The 17,511-nt window shown below is 42.7% G+C and carries 20 protein-coding genes; 9 read left to right on the top strand and 11 right to left on the bottom strand.

The window, feature by feature from the left end:
• Positions 1-100 precede the first annotated feature (100 nt).
• Entirely contained in the window at positions 101-1,687 is a 1,587-nt protein-coding gene (locus OCC_RS11690) for a hypothetical protein (RefSeq protein ID WP_004066748.1), read from the bottom strand.
• A 73-nt stretch (positions 1,688-1,760) separates the two neighbouring features.
• On the opposite strand from OCC_RS11690, the gene OCC_RS11685 reads away from it, so the two are divergent.
• Together OCC_RS11685 and OCC_RS11680 are read left to right on the top strand one after the other, a co-directional pair.
• Positions 1,761-2,207, top strand: a complete 447-nt coding sequence (locus OCC_RS11685) for a protein-tyrosine phosphatase family protein (protein WP_004066749.1) — start codon at positions 1,761-1,763, stop codon at positions 2,205-2,207.
• Between the two features lie 167 nt (positions 2,208-2,374).
• Positions 2,375-3,502, top strand: coding sequence for a hypothetical protein (locus tag OCC_RS11680; RefSeq protein ID WP_020953836.1), 1,128 nt, complete (start codon positions 2,375-2,377; stop codon positions 3,500-3,502).
• 1 nt (position 3,503) lies between these two features.
• Here OCC_RS11680 and OCC_RS11675 read toward each other — a convergent pair whose 3' ends face one another.
• Together OCC_RS11675 and OCC_RS11670 are read right to left on the bottom strand one after the other, a co-directional pair.
• Positions 3,504-4,082, bottom strand: coding sequence for a nitroreductase family protein (locus OCC_RS11675; protein ID WP_048874645.1), 579 nt, complete (start codon positions 4,080-4,082; stop codon positions 3,504-3,506).
• A 6-nt stretch (positions 4,083-4,088) separates the two neighbouring features.
• Positions 4,089-4,835, bottom strand: coding sequence for an MBL fold metallo-hydrolase (locus OCC_RS11670; protein ID WP_004066752.1), 747 nt, complete (start codon positions 4,833-4,835; stop codon positions 4,089-4,091).
• An 84-nt stretch (positions 4,836-4,919) separates the two neighbouring features.
• Here OCC_RS11670 and OCC_RS11665 point away from each other — a divergent pair, with 84 nt between their 5' ends.
• The gene (locus OCC_RS11665; protein ID WP_004066753.1) at positions 4,920-5,396 is read left to right on the top strand and encodes a DUF5615 family PIN-like protein; all 477 of its coding nucleotides are present in this window, start codon (positions 4,920-4,922) and stop codon (positions 5,394-5,396) included.
• 1 nt (position 5,397) lies between these two features.
• Here the strand turns inward: OCC_RS11665 and OCC_RS11660 are convergent, their stop codons facing one another.
• The 5 genes from OCC_RS11660 to OCC_RS11640 all read right to left on the bottom strand — a co-directional run bounded on the left by OCC_RS11660 (position 5,398) and on the right by OCC_RS11640 (position 10,874).
• A complete protein-coding gene (locus OCC_RS11660) occupies positions 5,398-6,384 on the bottom strand; it encodes an ABC transporter ATP-binding protein (protein WP_004066754.1) in 987 nt (328 codons plus the stop codon).
• Between the two features lie 5 nt (positions 6,385-6,389).
• Complete coding sequence (locus OCC_RS11655) at positions 6,390-7,349, bottom strand: ABC transporter ATP-binding protein (RefSeq protein ID WP_004066755.1); 960 nt, start codon at positions 7,347-7,349, stop codon at positions 6,390-6,392.
• A gap of 5 nt (positions 7,350-7,354) precedes the next feature.
• Positions 7,355-8,203 carry an ABC transporter permease gene (locus OCC_RS11650; RefSeq protein ID WP_004066756.1) on the bottom strand — a complete coding sequence of 283 codons (849 nt, stop codon included), beginning with the start codon at positions 8,201-8,203 and terminating at the stop codon, positions 7,355-7,357.
• Between the two features lie 10 nt (positions 8,204-8,213).
• Positions 8,214-9,233 carry an ABC transporter permease gene (locus tag OCC_RS11645; protein ID WP_004066757.1) on the bottom strand — a complete coding sequence of 340 codons (1,020 nt, stop codon included), beginning with the start codon at positions 9,231-9,233 and terminating at the stop codon, positions 8,214-8,216.
• A 63-nt stretch (positions 9,234-9,296) separates the two neighbouring features.
• Positions 9,297-10,874: an ABC transporter substrate-binding protein gene (locus OCC_RS11640; RefSeq protein ID WP_004066758.1), complete on the bottom strand. Its 1,578-nt coding sequence runs from the start codon at positions 10,872-10,874 to the stop codon at positions 9,297-9,299.
• A gap of 225 nt (positions 10,875-11,099) precedes the next feature.
• Between OCC_RS11640 and OCC_RS11635 the strand changes: the two genes are divergently transcribed.
• Both OCC_RS11635 and OCC_RS11630 read left to right on the top strand, forming a co-directional pair.
• Positions 11,100-11,792, top strand: coding sequence for a 6-hydroxymethylpterin diphosphokinase MptE-like protein (locus OCC_RS11635; RefSeq protein ID WP_004066759.1), 693 nt, complete (start codon positions 11,100-11,102; stop codon positions 11,790-11,792).
• A 117-nt stretch (positions 11,793-11,909) separates the two neighbouring features.
• Positions 11,910-12,497: a hypothetical protein gene (locus OCC_RS11630; protein WP_004066760.1), complete on the top strand. Its 588-nt coding sequence runs from the start codon at positions 11,910-11,912 to the stop codon at positions 12,495-12,497.
• A 76-nt stretch (positions 12,498-12,573) separates the two neighbouring features.
• Here the strand turns inward: OCC_RS11630 and OCC_RS11625 are convergent, their stop codons facing one another.
• A complete protein-coding gene (locus OCC_RS11625) occupies positions 12,574-14,472 on the bottom strand; it encodes a S9 family peptidase (RefSeq protein ID WP_004066761.1) in 1,899 nt (632 codons plus the stop codon).
• Positions 14,473-14,537: 65 nt separating this feature from the next.
• On the opposite strand from OCC_RS11625, the gene OCC_RS11620 reads away from it, so the two are divergent.
• A complete protein-coding gene (locus OCC_RS11620) occupies positions 14,538-14,849 on the top strand; it encodes a hypothetical protein (protein ID WP_004066762.1) in 312 nt (103 codons plus the stop codon).
• On the opposite strand, the gene OCC_RS11615 is transcribed toward OCC_RS11620, so the two are convergent.
• Positions 14,832-15,476, bottom strand: coding sequence for a hypothetical protein (locus tag OCC_RS11615; protein ID WP_004066763.1), 645 nt, complete (start codon positions 15,474-15,476; stop codon positions 14,832-14,834). The genes OCC_RS11620 and OCC_RS11615 overlap by 18 nt on opposite strands.
• A 58-nt stretch (positions 15,477-15,534) precedes the next feature.
• Between OCC_RS11615 and OCC_RS11610 the strand changes: the two genes are divergently transcribed.
• The 3 genes from OCC_RS11610 to OCC_RS11605 all read left to right on the top strand — a co-directional run bounded on the left by OCC_RS11610 (position 15,535) and on the right by OCC_RS11605 (position 16,754).
• Positions 15,535-16,194, top strand: coding sequence for an acetamidase/formamidase family protein (locus tag OCC_RS11610; RefSeq protein WP_020953835.1), 660 nt, complete (start codon positions 15,535-15,537; stop codon positions 16,192-16,194).
• Positions 16,195-16,200: 6 nt separating this feature from the next.
• Positions 16,201-16,440, top strand: a complete 240-nt coding sequence (locus tag OCC_RS12930) for a hypothetical protein (protein ID WP_020953834.1) — start codon at positions 16,201-16,203, stop codon at positions 16,438-16,440.
• An 86-nt stretch (positions 16,441-16,526) separates the two neighbouring features.
• The gene (locus tag OCC_RS11605; RefSeq protein ID WP_004066764.1) at positions 16,527-16,754 is read left to right on the top strand and encodes an Lrp/AsnC family transcriptional regulator; all 228 of its coding nucleotides are present in this window, start codon (positions 16,527-16,529) and stop codon (positions 16,752-16,754) included.
• A 65-nt stretch (positions 16,755-16,819) separates the two neighbouring features.
• Here OCC_RS11605 and OCC_RS11600 read toward each other — a convergent pair whose 3' ends face one another.
• Entirely contained in the window at positions 16,820-17,506 is a 687-nt protein-coding gene (locus tag OCC_RS11600; protein ID WP_004066765.1) for a TIGR00153 family protein, read from the bottom strand.
• Between the last annotated feature and the right edge of the window lie 5 nt (positions 17,507-17,511).

The raw sequence follows: 17,511 nt of genomic DNA, 5'->3' as shown, positions 1-17,511 counted from the left end.
AGGAATATCGGAAATCTCCCTCATATTTCTAGTTTTACAAAAAATCAGAGCTACTAAAAAGAGGGAAAAGCGAAAATGTTTTTTTCATGCTCTCTTACTTCTACTTTTTCTCGATCTCCACGACCCTTCCTTCACTTATTTTTACAGTTACGCTGTCTCCTTCTCTTAAGCTAAGCACTTTGAGGATGAGCTCATCGCTTAACTGGTCTGCACTTAAATGGAGAGTTTCGTTTCCAATTATCAGTACCCAGTGGGTGTTTCCCTCTTTGATGTATGAGTACATTCCCTTAACAACTCCGCTGATCTCCTCAACTTTTGCTCCTACCTGCCCATAGAGAAGGAACGCTCTAACTTCGTCTTCGTTTTCAAAAATCTGCACGTCTTTGGTCTCCGCATTTACAAAAGCTATCTTCGCAACACCCGAACCGCTTCCGGGGATTATCGCAACCCTCCACCATAGCTCTCCGTTTAGGAAGATTGGAATCGGCTCAACTGCCATAAACTGGCTCCAGTCGAAAGTTGGGAGGGCTTTTTTAACATAATCTATTGCTTTTACTGGCCCTGTTAGAGGGGTCTCGAACTTTACTTGGCTCATTTCTCCAGTTTGAGCATTGATTAAATATATTGCAGCTAACCCATGGGCCCTACCATATGGCTCCACAGCAATCATCCAGTATTCTTTCCCATCGTTGGCAATGACAAGGAAAGGCTGTCTGTTTCCTTGACCACTCACATCTATAAGCTCTATCTGGTTCTCGTGGTGAAGCCAGAGGTTCTTTATGTTTGAAAGCACACTTTCCTTCCAGTAATTTTGAGCGTGAACGATCTTTCTTGTTAAAAGCTCTGGGAAGATTGGAAAGTCCTTAAGACGTTCATCTTTAACGGCTTCTTCAGGGGTTAGATCCTCTATGTTGCCATCTTCATCAACGATTAAGACTCCTCCCCATTCGGGAACGGTATAAAAGACGCGGAAGCTGTACGAGATGTAGGGCACAACGATGTAAATCTTGCCCTCGTAATAGAGTGCCCGCGGAATGTCGAGGTCTATTAGATAGTGCTTTTTGTAGAGATTCCACTCAAGGTTGTCAAATATCTGCATTCCTGGGCCGACTTGGAGTTCGTTCTCGATTCTTTTCATTCTTGCTTGGGTGGTGTTCATGTCAACGAAGAGAACACCCTTATCTTTGAGCCTTATTGCGTTCCATGCTCCATCGGGGATTATAAAGAACCCCCAAACCGGAGTTCCGTCCCTAATGGTTAGATGGGAAGAACCTAGTGTATATCGGGCATATTCTATCGTATCGACCGCATAACGGTACGCAGTTAACTTGGGCAAAATCCTGATCTTACTGCTTGAAAGTTCGAGCTCGTTTGAAACTTGGATGGGGTGATATTCTTTGTAAAGGGCGGTATTTGAAAGGGCTCCTGTGAATACCGAGATAATGATCAATAAGAGGATCACTAAGGCAAAGATACCTCCCAATGAGGCATTTCTTCTTGTGGGTTCTTCAACAAACTTTTTCTTGGAGCTGTATATTAAGATGGCTGCTAATATGATGAAGAGGTATATTATCGTTGGGTTTCTGTAAAAGCTCATTGCAATTCCATGGAACCACGGTCTGAAAAACCACAAGATTCCTATAAAAACCAAAACTGGCAGAAAGAGCCTAAGCTCTTCTTTTCTCATTTTTCTCACCTTAACTAAAGATCAGCGTAAGAGTTTATAATGTTATCCAGCGAATTTTGGGATGGGGCTAAAAATGGTGTATCCAAAGTTCGTTGATGAGAATGTGGCTTTTTCACCTATGCCTTACCCGGAAAACATTCCAGAAATTGCGGAAAAATTTAATGCTGTGGTTGTTCTTACCTACGAATACGAGCTGTATTACGACTTGGAGGAGCTTACCAAAAGGGGTGTTGAAGTTCTTTATGCACCAATAGAGGACTTTACCGCACCATCTTTAGAGGAGCTGCTTAAGATTGTCGAGTGGATAGAAAAGAAAACCAAAGAAGGCAAAAAGGTCTTGGTACATTGCCTTGGCGGAAGTGGAAGGAGTGGAACTGTGGTAACTGCATACCTTATGCACGCTCATGGGCTTTCTTTAAGGGAAGCACTTGCAAAGGTGCGCTCCCTTAAGCCTTCCGCAGTCGAGACTCAAGAACAAATGGAAGTGCTGAAAGAGCTTGAAGAGCATCTAAAAGGCTGAAATTTACTATATCAATGTCAAAATTTAAGGTTCAATCTTAGAACTATTTTCGCCAAATTTTCGTTTTATTTTGAATAAAAGAAAAATATTTAAGGATGAATGTCCAAAATAGTAATGTAAGTCTCCAAAATCGGCCCTACTCGGGCTCTTAGTGGAGGTAAAGAGACATGAAAAAATTCAACCTCTTGTTGGCTTTCTTTTTGGTTGGTTTGGTTTTTATAGCTGGCTGTATTGGAGGAGGAACAAAAACCCAAGAAACTTCTACCCCAACACAGACCACCACACAAAGTGAAACCCTCACCCAGACTACAACCTCTTCTCCGGCCCAAACTACGACGACTTCTTCCCCCACACAAACAACCACAACTTACACTACAACCACCACAACTGAGACTCCAACTCAAACTACAACTACTCAAACTCCCACGGAGGAAGCTTATTGGAGACCATGGGAGTACGCTCCCTTCGAGCTTAATGGAAAAAGGTATATCATAACCTATTACAAATACTACTACAAGGTTAAGCCAAATCAAACAGCACCTATGTACGAATATGAAATTGAGAAGAAAATTGGAAAAGAAACCATACATGTTTATGGACAAGATATGCAAATGAATAAAAAAGATTTGGGCGAATTCGAGGTTTGGGCGTATCAGACGGTGGTTACTCCAATAAAGGCTGAAAGCTTGGAGGGGAAGCTCACAATAACAATTTGGTACAAGAGCAACCAGACCACTGCCGCTATTTATCCATGGGATATTGCATGGTTTGCTGCGTTATCTCCCTATGGGGGAGATGCACAGTTTGTGGGGATGAGAATTGAATACAATGGAAAAACATTTGCATTCTACAATCCAACGCCATTCCAGAGCGGTTTGTTCCCCTACTTTGAGGGTGACAATGACATTCTCTCTGACGTTGACTATGATTTGAGCTACCTCTACATGGGCTGGTTTGCAACAATTCACTTTGGGATATGGTACACATGGGAAGATTACAACTTGCTCGTTCCACAGAGCGGAACCTGGAGCGATGGACTGCACACATGGACTTGGGAGACAAAACCCGATGGAAGTATTACGCTTGGAGGTCTATCCTTCAAGGTTGTAGAGGCTCAATGGAGTTACGCCGGAGCAGAGGGGCTCTCATTGAGTGGAAAAGGAAAGATCTCTCCTTACCTGCCTCTCGTAATAGAGGGTGAGGGGACTTATGGGTATAAAGATCCAAAGACCAACGAGGAGCTTTATATATATATGCATACCTCAAGCTCGAAGACCTTGGAGTGGAGCAAGTAAGCTAGCTTTCTTTTTCTTCAAATTTTTCAAAGCTGATAACTTCTTTAAGGGCTTTTCTTTCGTATTTAGGCTTTTCATCGTCGGGATAACCTACAGGCAGTATTGTCTGGAGCTTGTAATATTTAGGAGCATTTACAAGTTCTTCAAGCTCTTTGGGATTGGGAGGAGTGTAAGTTACCGTGCCGAGCCCTTCTTCCTCAAGGGCAAGCAAGAGATACCCTACAGCAAGCCATGTTGACTGGACTGCAAAAGGCGCCCTAACATCGGTAAACACGAGAACGAGATAGGGAGCTTCACTCAAAAAGGGCTTTTGCCATGTAAACCCCTTCTCCTGCAGCCACTCTCCAAGTTTTCCTTTCATTTTCTCGTAAAACTTTCTCTCTCCTCTCTCGCAGATCTCCCGAATCTGTTTCTTCATTTCAATGCTCTCAACGATAACAAAATGCCACGGCTGGGCATTCATTCCGGAGGGAGCTTCTTTTGCTGCTTCTAAAGCCATTAAGAGCTTCTCTATGGGCGGCTTTTCTTTTCTGAATTTTCTCACGGTTTTCCTTCTTTTAGCAAGCTCGGGTATCATCATCTCACCTCACACGTAAAAGAGCATCCCATCGTATGCTACAAGAACTTTTCCTCCATATTTCTTTCTTACGTACTCATCCAGCATTAAAAACGGGAGGTTTTTGTGAGATATGTGGCTTAAAAGCGTTCTTTCTGCCAGTTTAAGCCCAATTTGAGCTCCCTCATCGACGTTGTTGTGATAGGGATCATCTATGCCCGGTGAATAGGTGGCATCCACAATAGCTAGGCGAAGGTTTTTCTTCTCTAATAGTTCGAGTGTCTCTTCGGGAAGTCCCTTGGTGTCATAAAGAACCGCCACACTCTTGTTGTCTTCCTCTATCAGGTAGCCTAGGGTTTCCACTTGATGGTTGAGTTTTAGAGCGGTTATTCTAAGGGAATCAATTTCCAAGACATCCCCAGCTTTGATGAACTTCACATCAATATTCTTGGGGTCGTTAACCATGAGCCAGTCTGCATCTCCTTTTGGGGCATAAAGGGTTGTTTTCTTTGCAATCCACCGGAGCTTATATAAGCCATATATGTGATCGTGGTGCCAGTGAGTGAGGAGGATTGCCTCAAGAGGAACGTGCAGTAAATCCCTAATATCCGTTCCAACGTCTATAAGAACGGCTTTTTTATTTTTGGTGATTATAGCCAGCGTGGAGGGTTTTCTTTGGGCAAAACCCAATTTGCGGGCTTCTTCACATGTTTGGCATGTGCAAAGATGAGCTGGAATTCCTTCACTGCCCCCAGTGCCGATGAAATACACTATCATTTGAGCCACCAGAGATAGAAGTGCTGAAGAGGTTATAAGGTTTCTTCCAAAAGAAATTTATTGTTTCACTCCAAAGTAGCGTTGATGAGAAGAAAAAGCCCAAAGTTTATTGCCGACATGATGCTCGGAAGGCTGGCAAGATGGCTTAGGTTATACGGTTACGACACGCTCTACGGGATAGAGAATGACGAGGAAATTCTGAAGGTTGCTAAAGAAGAAGGCAGAGTAATTCTGACGAGGGACGAAGACCTTGCAAAGAGGTGTGAGAATGCAATTCTTATAAAATCCAATAAGTTTGAAGAGCAGGTAAAGCAGCTTATGGAGTTGGGCTTTGAGTTTAAAGAGTTATTTCCAGAAAATGCACGATGCCCAAAGTGTAATGGGCTAATAAGAAGGGTCAAAAAAGAAGAAATCAAGGGGAAAGTGCCAGAAGGCGTTTATGAAGATTACGATGAATTTTACATCTGCACTCAGTGTGGTCAAATCTACTGGCCGGGAAGGCAGTGGAAAGAGATGGTAAAAATAGATAGAAAGTTGAGAAACCTGAAGGAAAATAAATAGCTTAGACAAGAGGATGATAACAGGCAACAAAGTGTTCTTTGCTTATTTCTACAAGTTCTGGTTCCTTTGTTCTGCATTCTTCTGTCATAAGTGGGCATCTTGGGTGGAATCTGCATCCACTTGGAGGATTAACCGCATTGGGAACTTCACCTGTTATCTCTATCCTCTTTTTCTTTTCCCTTTTAACGATTGAAGGAACGGCTTGAATTAGTGCCATTGTGTATGGATGGGCTGGATTTTTGAGAACTTCCTCTGTTGGTCCTACTTCCACAATTTTTCCCAGGTACATAACAGCTATTCTATCAGCTATGAGCTTTGCAACGGCTATGTCGTGTGTTATGAAAAGCATGCTTAGGTGGTATTCCTTCTTAAAGCTCTCAAGAAGTTCCAAGATGGAGGCTCTCATTGAAACATCAATCATGGATACTGCTTCATCCGCAACTACGAACTCTGGTTTCAGTATCATGGCTCTAGCTATGACAACCCTCTGTCTTTGCCCACCACTCAAATGGTGGGGATATCTTTCGTAAAACTCCTCTTCTGGCGTTAAGCCCACTCTGCGAAGCATTTTTAGGGCCATTTCTCTTGCTTCTTCTTTTGTCGCTAGGTTGTGAATCAAAAGTGGATGAGCGATTGCATCTCCAATTTTCATTCTTGGACTCAGACTTGCATACGGATCCTGGAAAACCATTTGCATTCTTCTCCTGTAGGGTCTCAACGCCTCGTAGTCGAGGTGAGTAATGTCTACCCCATCAAAGATTATCTTTCCATCGGTGGGCTCAATAAGTCTTAGAATAACCCTGCCCGTGGTAGTTTTCCCGCACCCACTTTCTCCAATTAACGCGAGGGTTTCACCTTTTCTCACCTCAAAACTTATTCCATCCACAGCTTTGACGTATTTTTGAGGTTCTTTTCTGAGGGTTTCCAGAATAGTCCTCTTGACTGGGAAATATTTCTTGAGGTTTTCAACTTTGAGTATGCTTTCCATTTTTATCACCTGTACAGGTGGCAACTTACGAAGTGACCTTTTTCAATTTCAATAGTTTCAGGCTCTATGGAATCACAAACTCCCTTTAAATTGGCTTTTTCGTTAAACACGGGACATCTTGGGTGGAATCTACATCCACTTGGAGGATTTCTGAGATCGGGAGGATAGCCAGGTATTGCTTTTATCTCTTTTTCACTCCATAAATCAGGAACACTTGCAAGCAGTGATTGGGTATAGGGATGAAGGGGATTTTCAAGAATTTGTTCTACTTTCCCGAACTCCACTAGTTTCCCTGCATACATTACAGCTATTTTATCACTTCTCTCTGCCGCAAGGGATATATCATGTGTCACAAAAAATATGCTTGTTCCCTCTTTCTTGAGGCTCTCAATAAGATCCATAATTGCATCCTGCACTATAACATCTAGGGCAGTTGTGGGTTCATCTGCTATAAGGAGCTTTGGATTAAATGCCATGGCAATGGCTATGGCAATCCTCTGTCTTTGCCCACCACTGAGCTGGTGAGGATAATAGCTCATTCTATCTTCTGGGAGGTTTACCTTCCTAAGCAGTTCCTTGGCTCTATTATATGCTTCGTCTTTTTCCATACCATGTTCCGTCATAACTTCCACTATTTGATCGCCAATTTTTCTTAGGGGGTCTAAGCTCGTCATAGGGTCTTGGAAAACCATGCTGATTTCTTTTCCTCTTATCTCTCTCAGCTCATCTTTTGTCAATCCAAGTATGTTTTTTCCCTCAAAGATGATCTCTCCATTGACGATTTTACCGGGAGATGGGACGAGGTTCAAGAGAGCGTAGGCTACTGTAGATTTTCCGCTTCCACTTTCCCCAACAAAGCTTACCCATTCTTTTTTGTCTATTGTGAAAGACACATTTTCAACTGCTCTCACAGTGCCGGCAAGGGTGTAATAATAAATGCTTAAGTTTTTTACTTCCAACAACATTTTAATCACCTCGTCCCAAGGGAAATTCTTTCGCTTAAGGCTTCTCCAATTAGTGCAAATGCCATTGCGAGCAGCATTATCATCACTCCTGGGAAGAACACAAGCCACCAGTAGCCATCTAAGAGGAATGGTTGTCCTACTCTTAAGTCGTATCCCCAGTCTGGAGTTGGAGGTGTTACGGATAACCCTAAGAAACTCAATCCTGCCTCTGTTAGAATAGCGTCTGCAACGCTTAAAGTGAAAACGACTAATACAGTTGGTGCTAGGTTGGGGAGGATATACTTAAACATTATCTCCCTGTTCTTCGCTCCTAATGCCTTAGCAGCCTCGACAAATAATTGTCCTTTTAAGCTCAGCGTTTGTCCCCTAACCATTCTGAAATACGTTGGCACATATACAAATGATATTGCAATGGCAGTGTTTACCGGACTTGGGCCTAGGACTACGGCAATAACTATTGCAAGTATGAGTGCCGGAAATGCGTAGATGCTGTCCATGATTACACTTAGTACCCTGTCTATCTTTCCTCCGTGGTATCCAGAGATGAGGCCTAGAGGAACGCCTATGCTCATAGAAAGCATAGTAGCTATAAAAACGACATAAAGGACTACTCTCGATCCCCAGACTATTCTTGAGAAGACGTCTTGTCCTAATCTGTTCGTTCCCATCGGATGCTTCTTACTTGGCGGCGCGAAGCTATCTTCCGTTGTCTTTGTAGGATCATATGGTGCTATAAGCGGTGCAAAAATCGCCATTAGGATAACTATCAGCACTATTGCAAGTCCAAACAATAAAAGCCCTCTTCCGGGTTTTTTATCAAAGATGAACCCTGTAATTTTGGTTATTACTTCCATTTGAATCACCTCAGTATTTAACCCTCGGATCTAAGAGTGCGTATACAATGTCTACTATCAAGCTGATAAGCCCCACAAAGAACGCAAAGAACACTACAGCACCTTGAATAGCATTGTAGTCTCTGTAATCAATCCTATCTACTATGAAGGTTCCCATGCCTGGCCAGTTGAAGGTAGTTTCAGTTAAAACTGCACCCCCAAGCAAAATTGCAAACTGAAGTCCCATTAGGGTCACGACGGGAATAAATGCATTTTTAAGAGCGTACCATGTAACTTTCCAGTCCCTAACTCCCCTAGCATAGTAGGAGCGGATAAAATCTTGACTAAGGACATCGACCATGTTGTTTCTAACAAGCCTTGTGTATGCACCACTAAGCACTATGCCTAATGTCGTTGCTGGAAGTATGAGGTGGCTTATTGCGCTGGTAAATGCTTCCCAGTTTCCAGTTAATATGCTGTCCAATACATAAAGGCCGGTTATTCTTTGCAACTCTATTCCGGGGTCTATTCTTCCAGAAGTTGGGAGTACATGAAAGTGTATACCAAAAACATACTGAAGCATCATTCCAAACCACGGGATAAAGAGTGTGTATGCTATTATGCTGTATAGCCTCATTCCTGTATCAATCTTTGTACCTTTCTTTGTTGCCGCTATTGTTCCAGTCAAAAGGCCAAGGAGAACGCTTACAGTGAATCCGAAAATAGTTAATTCTAACGTGGCCGGAAATCTCAATTTTAAATATTCAACAACAGGCTTTCCCATAGGGAATGCTAAAGTTACTCCAAAATCCCCATGAAGCATCTTCCAGAGATAATCAAAGTATTGAACATACAGGGGCTTATCAAGCCCCGCCATTTCCATCAAATGCTGAAGCTGTTCGGGAGAAATATTTTTGGTTCCAACAACGGCTAAAACAGGATTTCCGGGTAAAATTCTGAGGAATATAAAAACAATTGTATAGAGGATCAAAATTGTTGGGATTATCATGAGACCCCTTATCACTATGTATTGACCGATTCCACGAGCCATTTGACCACCACCTTGATTTATTGCAGTTCAAAAATTCAAAAAGAAGGGAGAATAAAGGAAAAATCAGCCCTTCTCTTTATAAATGGTGGAGTACTTGAATATCATGTCTGGTCCTATTGTCACGCCCTTGACATCTGGACTGGTCACAACAAAGAGTTTCCCTTGTATTAGCGGTATGTAGGGAACTTCTTCGGCAAGTATCTTCTGTACTTGTTCGTAAAGCTTTGTCCTTTCATTTTGGTCTGTGAGCGATTGCGCTTTTGTCAATAACTCATCAACGGTTGGATTTGTGTATCCTGTTCCAGCCCAACTGTTTGCGGTGCTCTTTAAGAATGGAGTTGTGTAATCGTCTGGATCCAGATAGTCTGGATACCATCCAAGGAGATACACTTGCATTTGTCCCTTTCTTGCATAATCCACGTATGTTCCCCATTCGGCACTCTTGATATCCACTTTTATTACTCCAGTTCTCTCCCACTGTTCTTTAAGCACTTGAGCAAGGTCTGCTTCAGTGTCACCGTAGTGAGTTGGAGTGTACCAGAGCTGTATCATTAGTGGGTTACTTTCATCATAGCCTGCCTCTTTGAGCAACTTCTTAGCTAGCTCAATATTGCCATCACCATACTTCTCTTTGAATGCATCTATGTGGGACCACATTCCATTTGGAATCAGGCTGTATAATGGCTCAACTGTACCTTTGAAGACTTTGTTTGAAATTTCCTGTCTGTCGATTGCCGCTGCAAGGGCTTGCCTTACTTTCACGTTGCTTGTTGGCTCGGCCTTTGTGTTAAGACATACGTATCTTATGAATCCTCCAGGTACCTCAATAACTGAATATTTGCCCTCACTCTTCAAGCTCTCAATGTCCGTTGGCCTTAGGGTTCTCCATGCAATATCTATCTCACCGTTTTGTAGTGCCAATCTCATGGTTGAAGCATCTCTATAGAACTTGATTATTATCCTCTTAGTCTTGGGAGGCTCTCCGTAGTAGTTCGGATTGGCTTCGAGGACAAGTTCTTCATCTCTAACCCACTTGGCTATTTTATATGGCCCAGCTCCACCTGCAGTCTGATCACTTTGAATCTCATTTGGAGAATAGCTTGGATGAACTGGAAAATATGGCGGCGTTGTCAAAAGTGCCAAGAAGTAAGATGTTGGCTGTTTCAGGTAGAACACGACTGTATAATCGTCCTTTGCCTCAACTTTTTCCACAAAGTCGGTAACAAGCCACGAAGGATCTCCTTGGATTGTCATTACTCTCTCTATGCTTCTTACAACGTCTTGAGCTTTTAAAGGTGTTCCATCTGCAAATTTTAGGTCTTTCCTAAGGTGAAACGTCCAAACGGTGGAATCTTCATTAACTTCCCAGCTTTCTGCAAGAGCGGGCTCTATCTCAAGAGTTCCGGGCTTGTACTTGACAAGCCCCTCCATTATGTTGTTGAGAACTTCCCATGTGTAGAAATCGTATGCATTTGCGGGATCTAGGTCTGTGACTTTATCCGTTACTCCTATTACTATTTGCTCTGCATATCCTGCTCCGCCCGTTTGGGTAGTTGTTTTTTCTCCTCCTATACATCCACTGGCCACTACACTAAAAACAAAAATGGCCAACAATGCTAAAGACAGTACTTTACTCTTCATATAGATTCACCAAAGTGTATCTAAGAGGGGCCATGTATTTAAAATTTTTGTAGTCATTTAGATGACAAAATCGCTAAATTGGAGAAATTTTTACTTTTTTGTAAAAGTCGTCTGATGTTCAAACAGACATAGGCGAAAAATTACTCCAAAACCATTCTTCTTTTGCACCCTTTGATTTCCCTTTGCAACAAAATCTCTATAAAGTAGAATGCCATAGACAAGCACATGAAATGGTCGGAGTGGGAGCCGTTTTACGTCCAAATTCTAGACAAAATGGGCTACGATAGAGGGAGAGACAGAGAAGCCGCGTTTCTATTGAGAGAACTCTTGTTAGAGAACAAAAACTATATTCTGGCTGAAGACCTCAAAAAAAGAATTAGTGAGAGAGTTCATGTTTTTGGAGCTGGACCGAGCTTGGAGAAAGCACTCGGGGGAGAAAAATTTGAGGGAACCTTAATAGCCGCCGATGGGGCAACCTCAGCCCTTTTGGAATATGGCATCACTCCGGATATTATTGTCACTGACTTGGATGGAAGGTTTGAAGATATAAAGAGGGCAAACGAACTTGGGGCTTACGTTGTTGTTCATGCTCACGGGGACAACATGGACAAGCTTAGAGCTTATGTGCCAAAGCTCAAGAACGTTTTGGGGACGTGTCAAACAGAGCCTTTAGACATTGTTTACAACTTTGGCGGTTTTACCGATGGAGACAGAGCTGTTTTTCTTGCGGAGGAGCTTGGAGCGAGAGAGATAATCCTCGCTGGCTTTGATTTTGGGAGGATAGTGGGAAAATGGAGCAAGCCCTATCTAAAGAAGCACACACCAATATGGGAGAGTAAAAAGAAAAAGTTTGAAATTGCTCAAATGCTTCTGGACTGGCTTAAAAAGAATGGGAGAGCCAGGATAATAAACCTTTAAGCTCGGCCACTCCCGTAGTCATCACCGCTCGGTTAGTCAAAGTATCCTCATTGTTCAGGAGCATTATCTCATCGAAAGATTTAAGCTTTGCCAACACAACTTAACTAGGGATTGAACTTGCGGAGAGAAGTAATTGGCGTTATTATTGTAATAAGCATCATGGCAGCCGTGGCTTTTTCTTTTTTGAAAGGAAAACCCGAGGAATGGTCTACGGTTGATTATGTAAATTTCTATCTGAAAGACAACTCTACGGGTTCCACATTTTTAGGAACGGTTTTTGCTCAAGTGAGAGGTGATGAACGGAGAGTTGTCTTGGTTGGATGGGTTAACATAACTGAAAAAGATTTTGGAGGAGCCTTTGTTGGTGTACCTCATGGATGGAGACTGATAAGTGCAGAAACAAATTATAGAGACAGAAATATTACGAATATCTCCGATTGGATGAACATTCTTATGACATACGATATAACCTCTCCAGTAAAGTATCGCATATTTATAGGGCCTGCTGGGTACGATGTCTTTTTTTGCAGCCAACATCCCTGTGGTGGAGGGATGGGGAGTGTTTTTGTCGAGTTAATACCAGAGAAGGATTTTGAGGATCTGAGGTTGACATTAGCGGTAGGAAGTGCCACTAGAGTCTTAGAAAATGGAGAAAAAGTTTTAGCAGTTGCAACAACCTCTAAGAATGTGACAGTTCGTCTCTAAACTCTTCCCTATCGTGAAAAACAAGGCTTTTAAAAGAAAAATAAGAATAACCAAGCGACTTAAAGATTAAGGAGGGTCACTTTTCAGTTTTGCACTCTTTTAATATCTTCTCCACATCAAAGCCTTCTTCATACTTCTTGAGCTTTCTTTCGAAGAACTCCATGAAGAGCTTGTAGCGCTTTGCCCTGTGTCTTGGGCTCCCCCTTAGGCTGTGCCCGTGGGCGCCGCGTTTAAAGATTGCAATGTAGACTTCTTTACCCAAGTCCTTAAGCACATGGTAGAACATCACGCTCTGGTCAAGTGGGCAGCGATAGTCTTCAAGGGAGTGAATCAGCAGTAGAGGGGCCTTAACGTTTTTGGCATAGAAGAGTGGGCTCAGCTTTTTGTAGTTCTCGTTTTCGAGTGGGTTGTCTCCTATTACCTCCTTGTCGAACCACAAGCCTATATCGGAGAAAGCATAGCTTGTGAGCCAGTAGCTTATGCCGTTCTCGCTTATCCCTGCTTTAAAGAGATCGCTCTGCGTTAGTGCCCAGTTTGTCATGAAGCCGCCATAGCTTATACCCGTTATCCCAACTCTCTCCCTATCTGCCTGAGGCTCAAGTTTAAAGAACTCCTCTACTCCGTTTAGAATATCTTGGAAGTCTTCTAAGCCCGTTCTCTCAAGAACTCTTAGGGCAAAGTCTTCCTCATAGCCGTTGCTACCCCGTGGGTTAACGAAAACCACGTAATAGCCTTTGTCAGCCATTAGCTGCATCTCGTACTTGAAATAATAGCCGTACATTCCTTTAGGCCCGCCGTGGACAAACACTATCACCGGAGCTTTTTCGCCTTCTTTGATATCGGGCTTAATGTACCACCCATCAAGTTCTAAATCAAGGCTCTTGAAGCGGAAGTGCTTTATTGGTCTTGTCTTAAGCTTCGCAAATATCGGCCCGTTGTAGTCTGTTATCTGCTTCAGCTCTCCATCCCAAAGGTAGAGCTCCCTAAGCCTTGTGTCGGTCTCTTTAAGGAGAACTACTTTTCCATCTCCGCTCACGTCGAAACCCATTACCCAGGAGTTGTCCTCTACTATTGGGGTTAAAGTTTCCCTTTCGAGCTTGTAGAGGCTTATTTTTCCTTCTTTTGCCATGGTGAAGTGGAGGTTTCCTTTCTCATCGAGCTTTCCTCCTCCGTTGTTGTAGACGAATTGTTCCGTTAGGGGTTTGACGTCTTTGCCGTCCCAGAGGTAGAAGAAGTTATGCTCGCTTCTCTTCTCTTTCTTTGGCTTTCCATAGAGTAAAACTAGCTCTCCATTGGAGTGTACAGCAGCATATGAAACTCCTTCAAAGAGTTTTTCGCTCTCTCCATCCCTGTAGAGATACACGTCATAGAACTTGAAGAACTGGGGCTTTTCGTTTATTCTGTGGGGGACGTTGTAAATAACCGCATCCCCGTGCCATATTGCGGAGGAGAACCTCTCTGCATCAAATTCTTCAAGAACTTCTTCGCTCTCAGTATCGACTATCCAGAATGTTGTCTTCTCACCATCAAAAAAGCCCTTAGCATCGAACCACACGGGAACGTCGTCTTCAAAGACGAAATCCTCGTCGTCTCTCCTTTTGAAGCCCGTTATTAGTATTCTCCTATCATCTTCATTCCAGCTTACGTCGAGGATGTTCTTTGCCTCAAGGACTTTCTTTCCGCTCATTGAGCTCAAATCATAAAGCCACACTTCTGCAGTTTTCTTTTCTTCATTTGCCCTTACAAAGGTTATTTTCTTTCCGCTTGGAGAAAACCGAGGCATCGAGGCATTTTCAATGAATTTTCTTCCGCCTTCTTCAACCTCTTCAACCACTATAGTGTTTTCATACTTGTTGTCCTTCAGGTTTGCCTTTGTTAGGACGTATGCAACCTTTTTCCCATCCTTTGATATCCTCGGGTCGCTCAAATAGGCAAACTTAGAGAAGGTGTTTTCATTCCATTCGATCTTACTCATAACGCTATCACCTAAATGTAAACTAAGCCCTAAATTATTTAAAGTTAATTGATGACCTCTACTCTATGAAGAGTGAATACGCTGTCTTGGGAATACTTCTAATCGGCCTAATTGTTTCGATCGTCTCCAAAAGCTATGTTGGTGTAGCAATAGCTGCCCTGGGAATCCCTCTGTATCTTGCTTACCTCTCCAGGGAGATGAACATCCTCGCGAAATCTAGAATTTTTGATCGAGACCTGTTTGTTATGATCGGCATAACGGTTTTCATTATCCTTCTCTTTGAGTATCTCATTGATCCAAGAATAGGGCTCATCATTGCGGCGTTTTTGATTCCTCTCTCAATATGGGGATGGGACAGATTAAAGACTAGAAAGTAGCTCCCCGATCTTCTCAATGTTTTTTGTCCTCTTATATTCCCTCAGCGCCTCTCGTAAAGCGTTTAGGAAGCGAGTATCTAGGTTAAATTTTTCCCTAACCCTTTTTGCGATAATGTTGTCGTTGAGAAATATCATTGCCATGGCAGAGGTTACGTTCTTTGGCTTTCTAAAGCCCGCTTTTTCAAAGTCGATTATCCAGACGGTATCGTTGATTATAATGTGCTTTCCTCCCTGTATCTGCCCGTGATCAATGCCTAGAGCATCGAGCCGATATGTTTTTTCAAGTATCTGAAGTATGTGCTTTTTTTGAGGAGTTGCATACAGCAGAGGCTCACCTTCGGCAAACTCTCTAACGAGAAATTCTCTCCCCTCAAAAACACCATAATCCACCAAGCGTGGCGTTATTTCTTCTCTCTCAAGAAACTTCAGGATTTCTGCTTCCCTCTTGAAGTTCTTTCTCGGTGAATCAGGCCTCTCGAGCTTTATGATAACCTTTTTGCCCTCTGCATTTCCAGTAAACACTAAGCTAGTCGTTCCTTTAGAGTAGAACTTTTCGAGCTTAATTCCCCTTTTCCCGAGAAGCTCTTTGAACTTCTCGAGCTCCTTCTGAGTTATGAGATGCTCCATTTTTCTTCCCCGATAGTTTAATTAACATTGCTGGGATATTTTAAATCTGGTGGTGTACATGCTCTTTATAGATAAGTCCAACCATATTTTTGCCTTTGGGCCAAACCTTAGACCAGTTGCAGAAGCAGAAAACGGGGAGATAGTAGTTTTTGAAACTTTAGATGCCCTTTCTAACCAGATAAGCTCTGAAGAGCAAACCCTCGCAGCTGTGGACTTCTCAAAGGTAAATCCTGCAACAGGGCCGCTCTATATAAAAGGTGCCGAACTAGGAGATGCCTTAAAGGTTGATATTCTGGATATAGAAGTGGCAGAGAGAGGAGTGGTTGTTATTGCACCAAATGCAGGAGTTTTAGGGGATATGGTTAAAGAGCCGAAAACTAAGGTCTGCAAAATCAAAGATGGCTACGTTTATTTTGGAGATCTTAGAATACCTGCAAAGCCTATGATAGGAGTTATCGGCGTTGCTTCTCGTGAGGAGATTCCATGTGGCGAACCCGGCAAGCATGGTGGAAACATGGACACCAAGCTCATAAAGAAGGGTACCACTCTCTATCTGCCCGTCTTCGTTGAGGGAGGATTGCTGGCTATTGGAGATCTACATGCAGTAATGGGAGATGGGGAAATCTGCGTCTCAGCTTGCGAAGTATCGGGAAAGGTGACGGTAAGGGTTGGCATCGTAAAAGGAATGGCTCCTCCATATCCGGTACTTGAAACATAAGACTCATTGTATATACTCGTTTCCAAGGAAGATTTATGGGATGCTATTAGGCAGGCAACTGAACTCGGCGTTAAAGTCCTTCAAAAAGCCTTAGGCTTAAGCTGGGAAGAAGCGTACATGCTGGGGAGCCTTATTTTGGACGTTGAGGTAAGCCAGCTGGTGGATCCTAAAAAGACCGTGAGAATTAAAATTCCAAAAGAGTATGTGTCGGCGAAAGATGTTTTAAAGGCGCTATCTTTGGAATAATTAGCTTCCCCTAATTTGTCATTTTTTCCTTGTCAATGGCGATAAGCTTAAATACTCAAAAAACCAAATATTATTGGTGGTAAGCTATGGTGACGGCGTTTATTTTGATGGTGACAGCCGCTGGAAAGGAAAGGGAAGTTATGGAGAAACTTCTTACCTACCCGGAAGTAAAGGAAGCATATGTGGTTTATGGAGAGTACGACCTCATAGTTAAGGTTGAGACAGATACGCTCAAAGATCTCGACCACTTCATAACAGAAAGGATAAGGAAGATGCCCGAAATACAAATGACCTCAACCATGATAGCTATCTGAAGCTTCCTTCTTACTTTTCCTTGGAGAACTAACAAAAACTTAAAAAAGCAGAAAACCAGAGCGGTTCATTTGTTCATCATTAGTCTTATTCTCTCTGCTGCGTCTTTTGCTCTATCTGATATGTTGCTTAGTGTTTTTGCAATGTTGAGGAGGTACATTCCAAGTCCCCACTCTAACCTGGAAGAGTTTTTGAAAATTATCTCCATGAACTTAGTATCGAGTTCATCTATCTTGTGCTCAACGCTTTCTATTCCCTTGATTATCTCATATTCTCTCTTGATTTCTTCCTCTCCAAATCCGCTCTCTATAACTCTATCCATTTGAACTATTGCCTCATAGACGAGTTTTGCTGCTTTGATGCTTTCCTGACTCATCTTCATTATTAGACTTCTCACTTCCTCCTTGAGGTCTTCGGGAGTGTCGTTTGGGTCTCTAACTAGAAGCCACTTTGCAGTGTTCTCAGCGGCATCTGCTATTTTATCCTGCATCTGAAGATACCTTAAGATGTCTCCTCGGTTAACGGGCATAAAGAGTTTTGAACTTAAGCTATCCCTTATCTCCTCTTTGATTTTGTCGGCAAAGTCCTCTAGATCGTCTACTTTCCTTGCGTATTCCCTCATTGCCTCGTATTCTCCTTTATCCCATGCCTCAAGAGCCCTCTCAAGAGTTTCCACAGTCTCTAAAACAACTTCAGCGTGCTTTATTAATGGCTTAAACGGGCTTTTAGCGAATAATTTTGTCCAGACCTGCATCATTT

Source organism: Thermococcus litoralis DSM 5473 (assembly GCF_000246985.2).
Classification (GTDB): Archaea; Methanobacteriota_B; Thermococci; order Thermococcales; family Thermococcaceae; genus Thermococcus_A; species Thermococcus_A litoralis.
The sequence above is the reverse complement of the archived record's forward strand: the minus strand, read 5'-3'. Positions and strand labels throughout refer to the sequence as shown.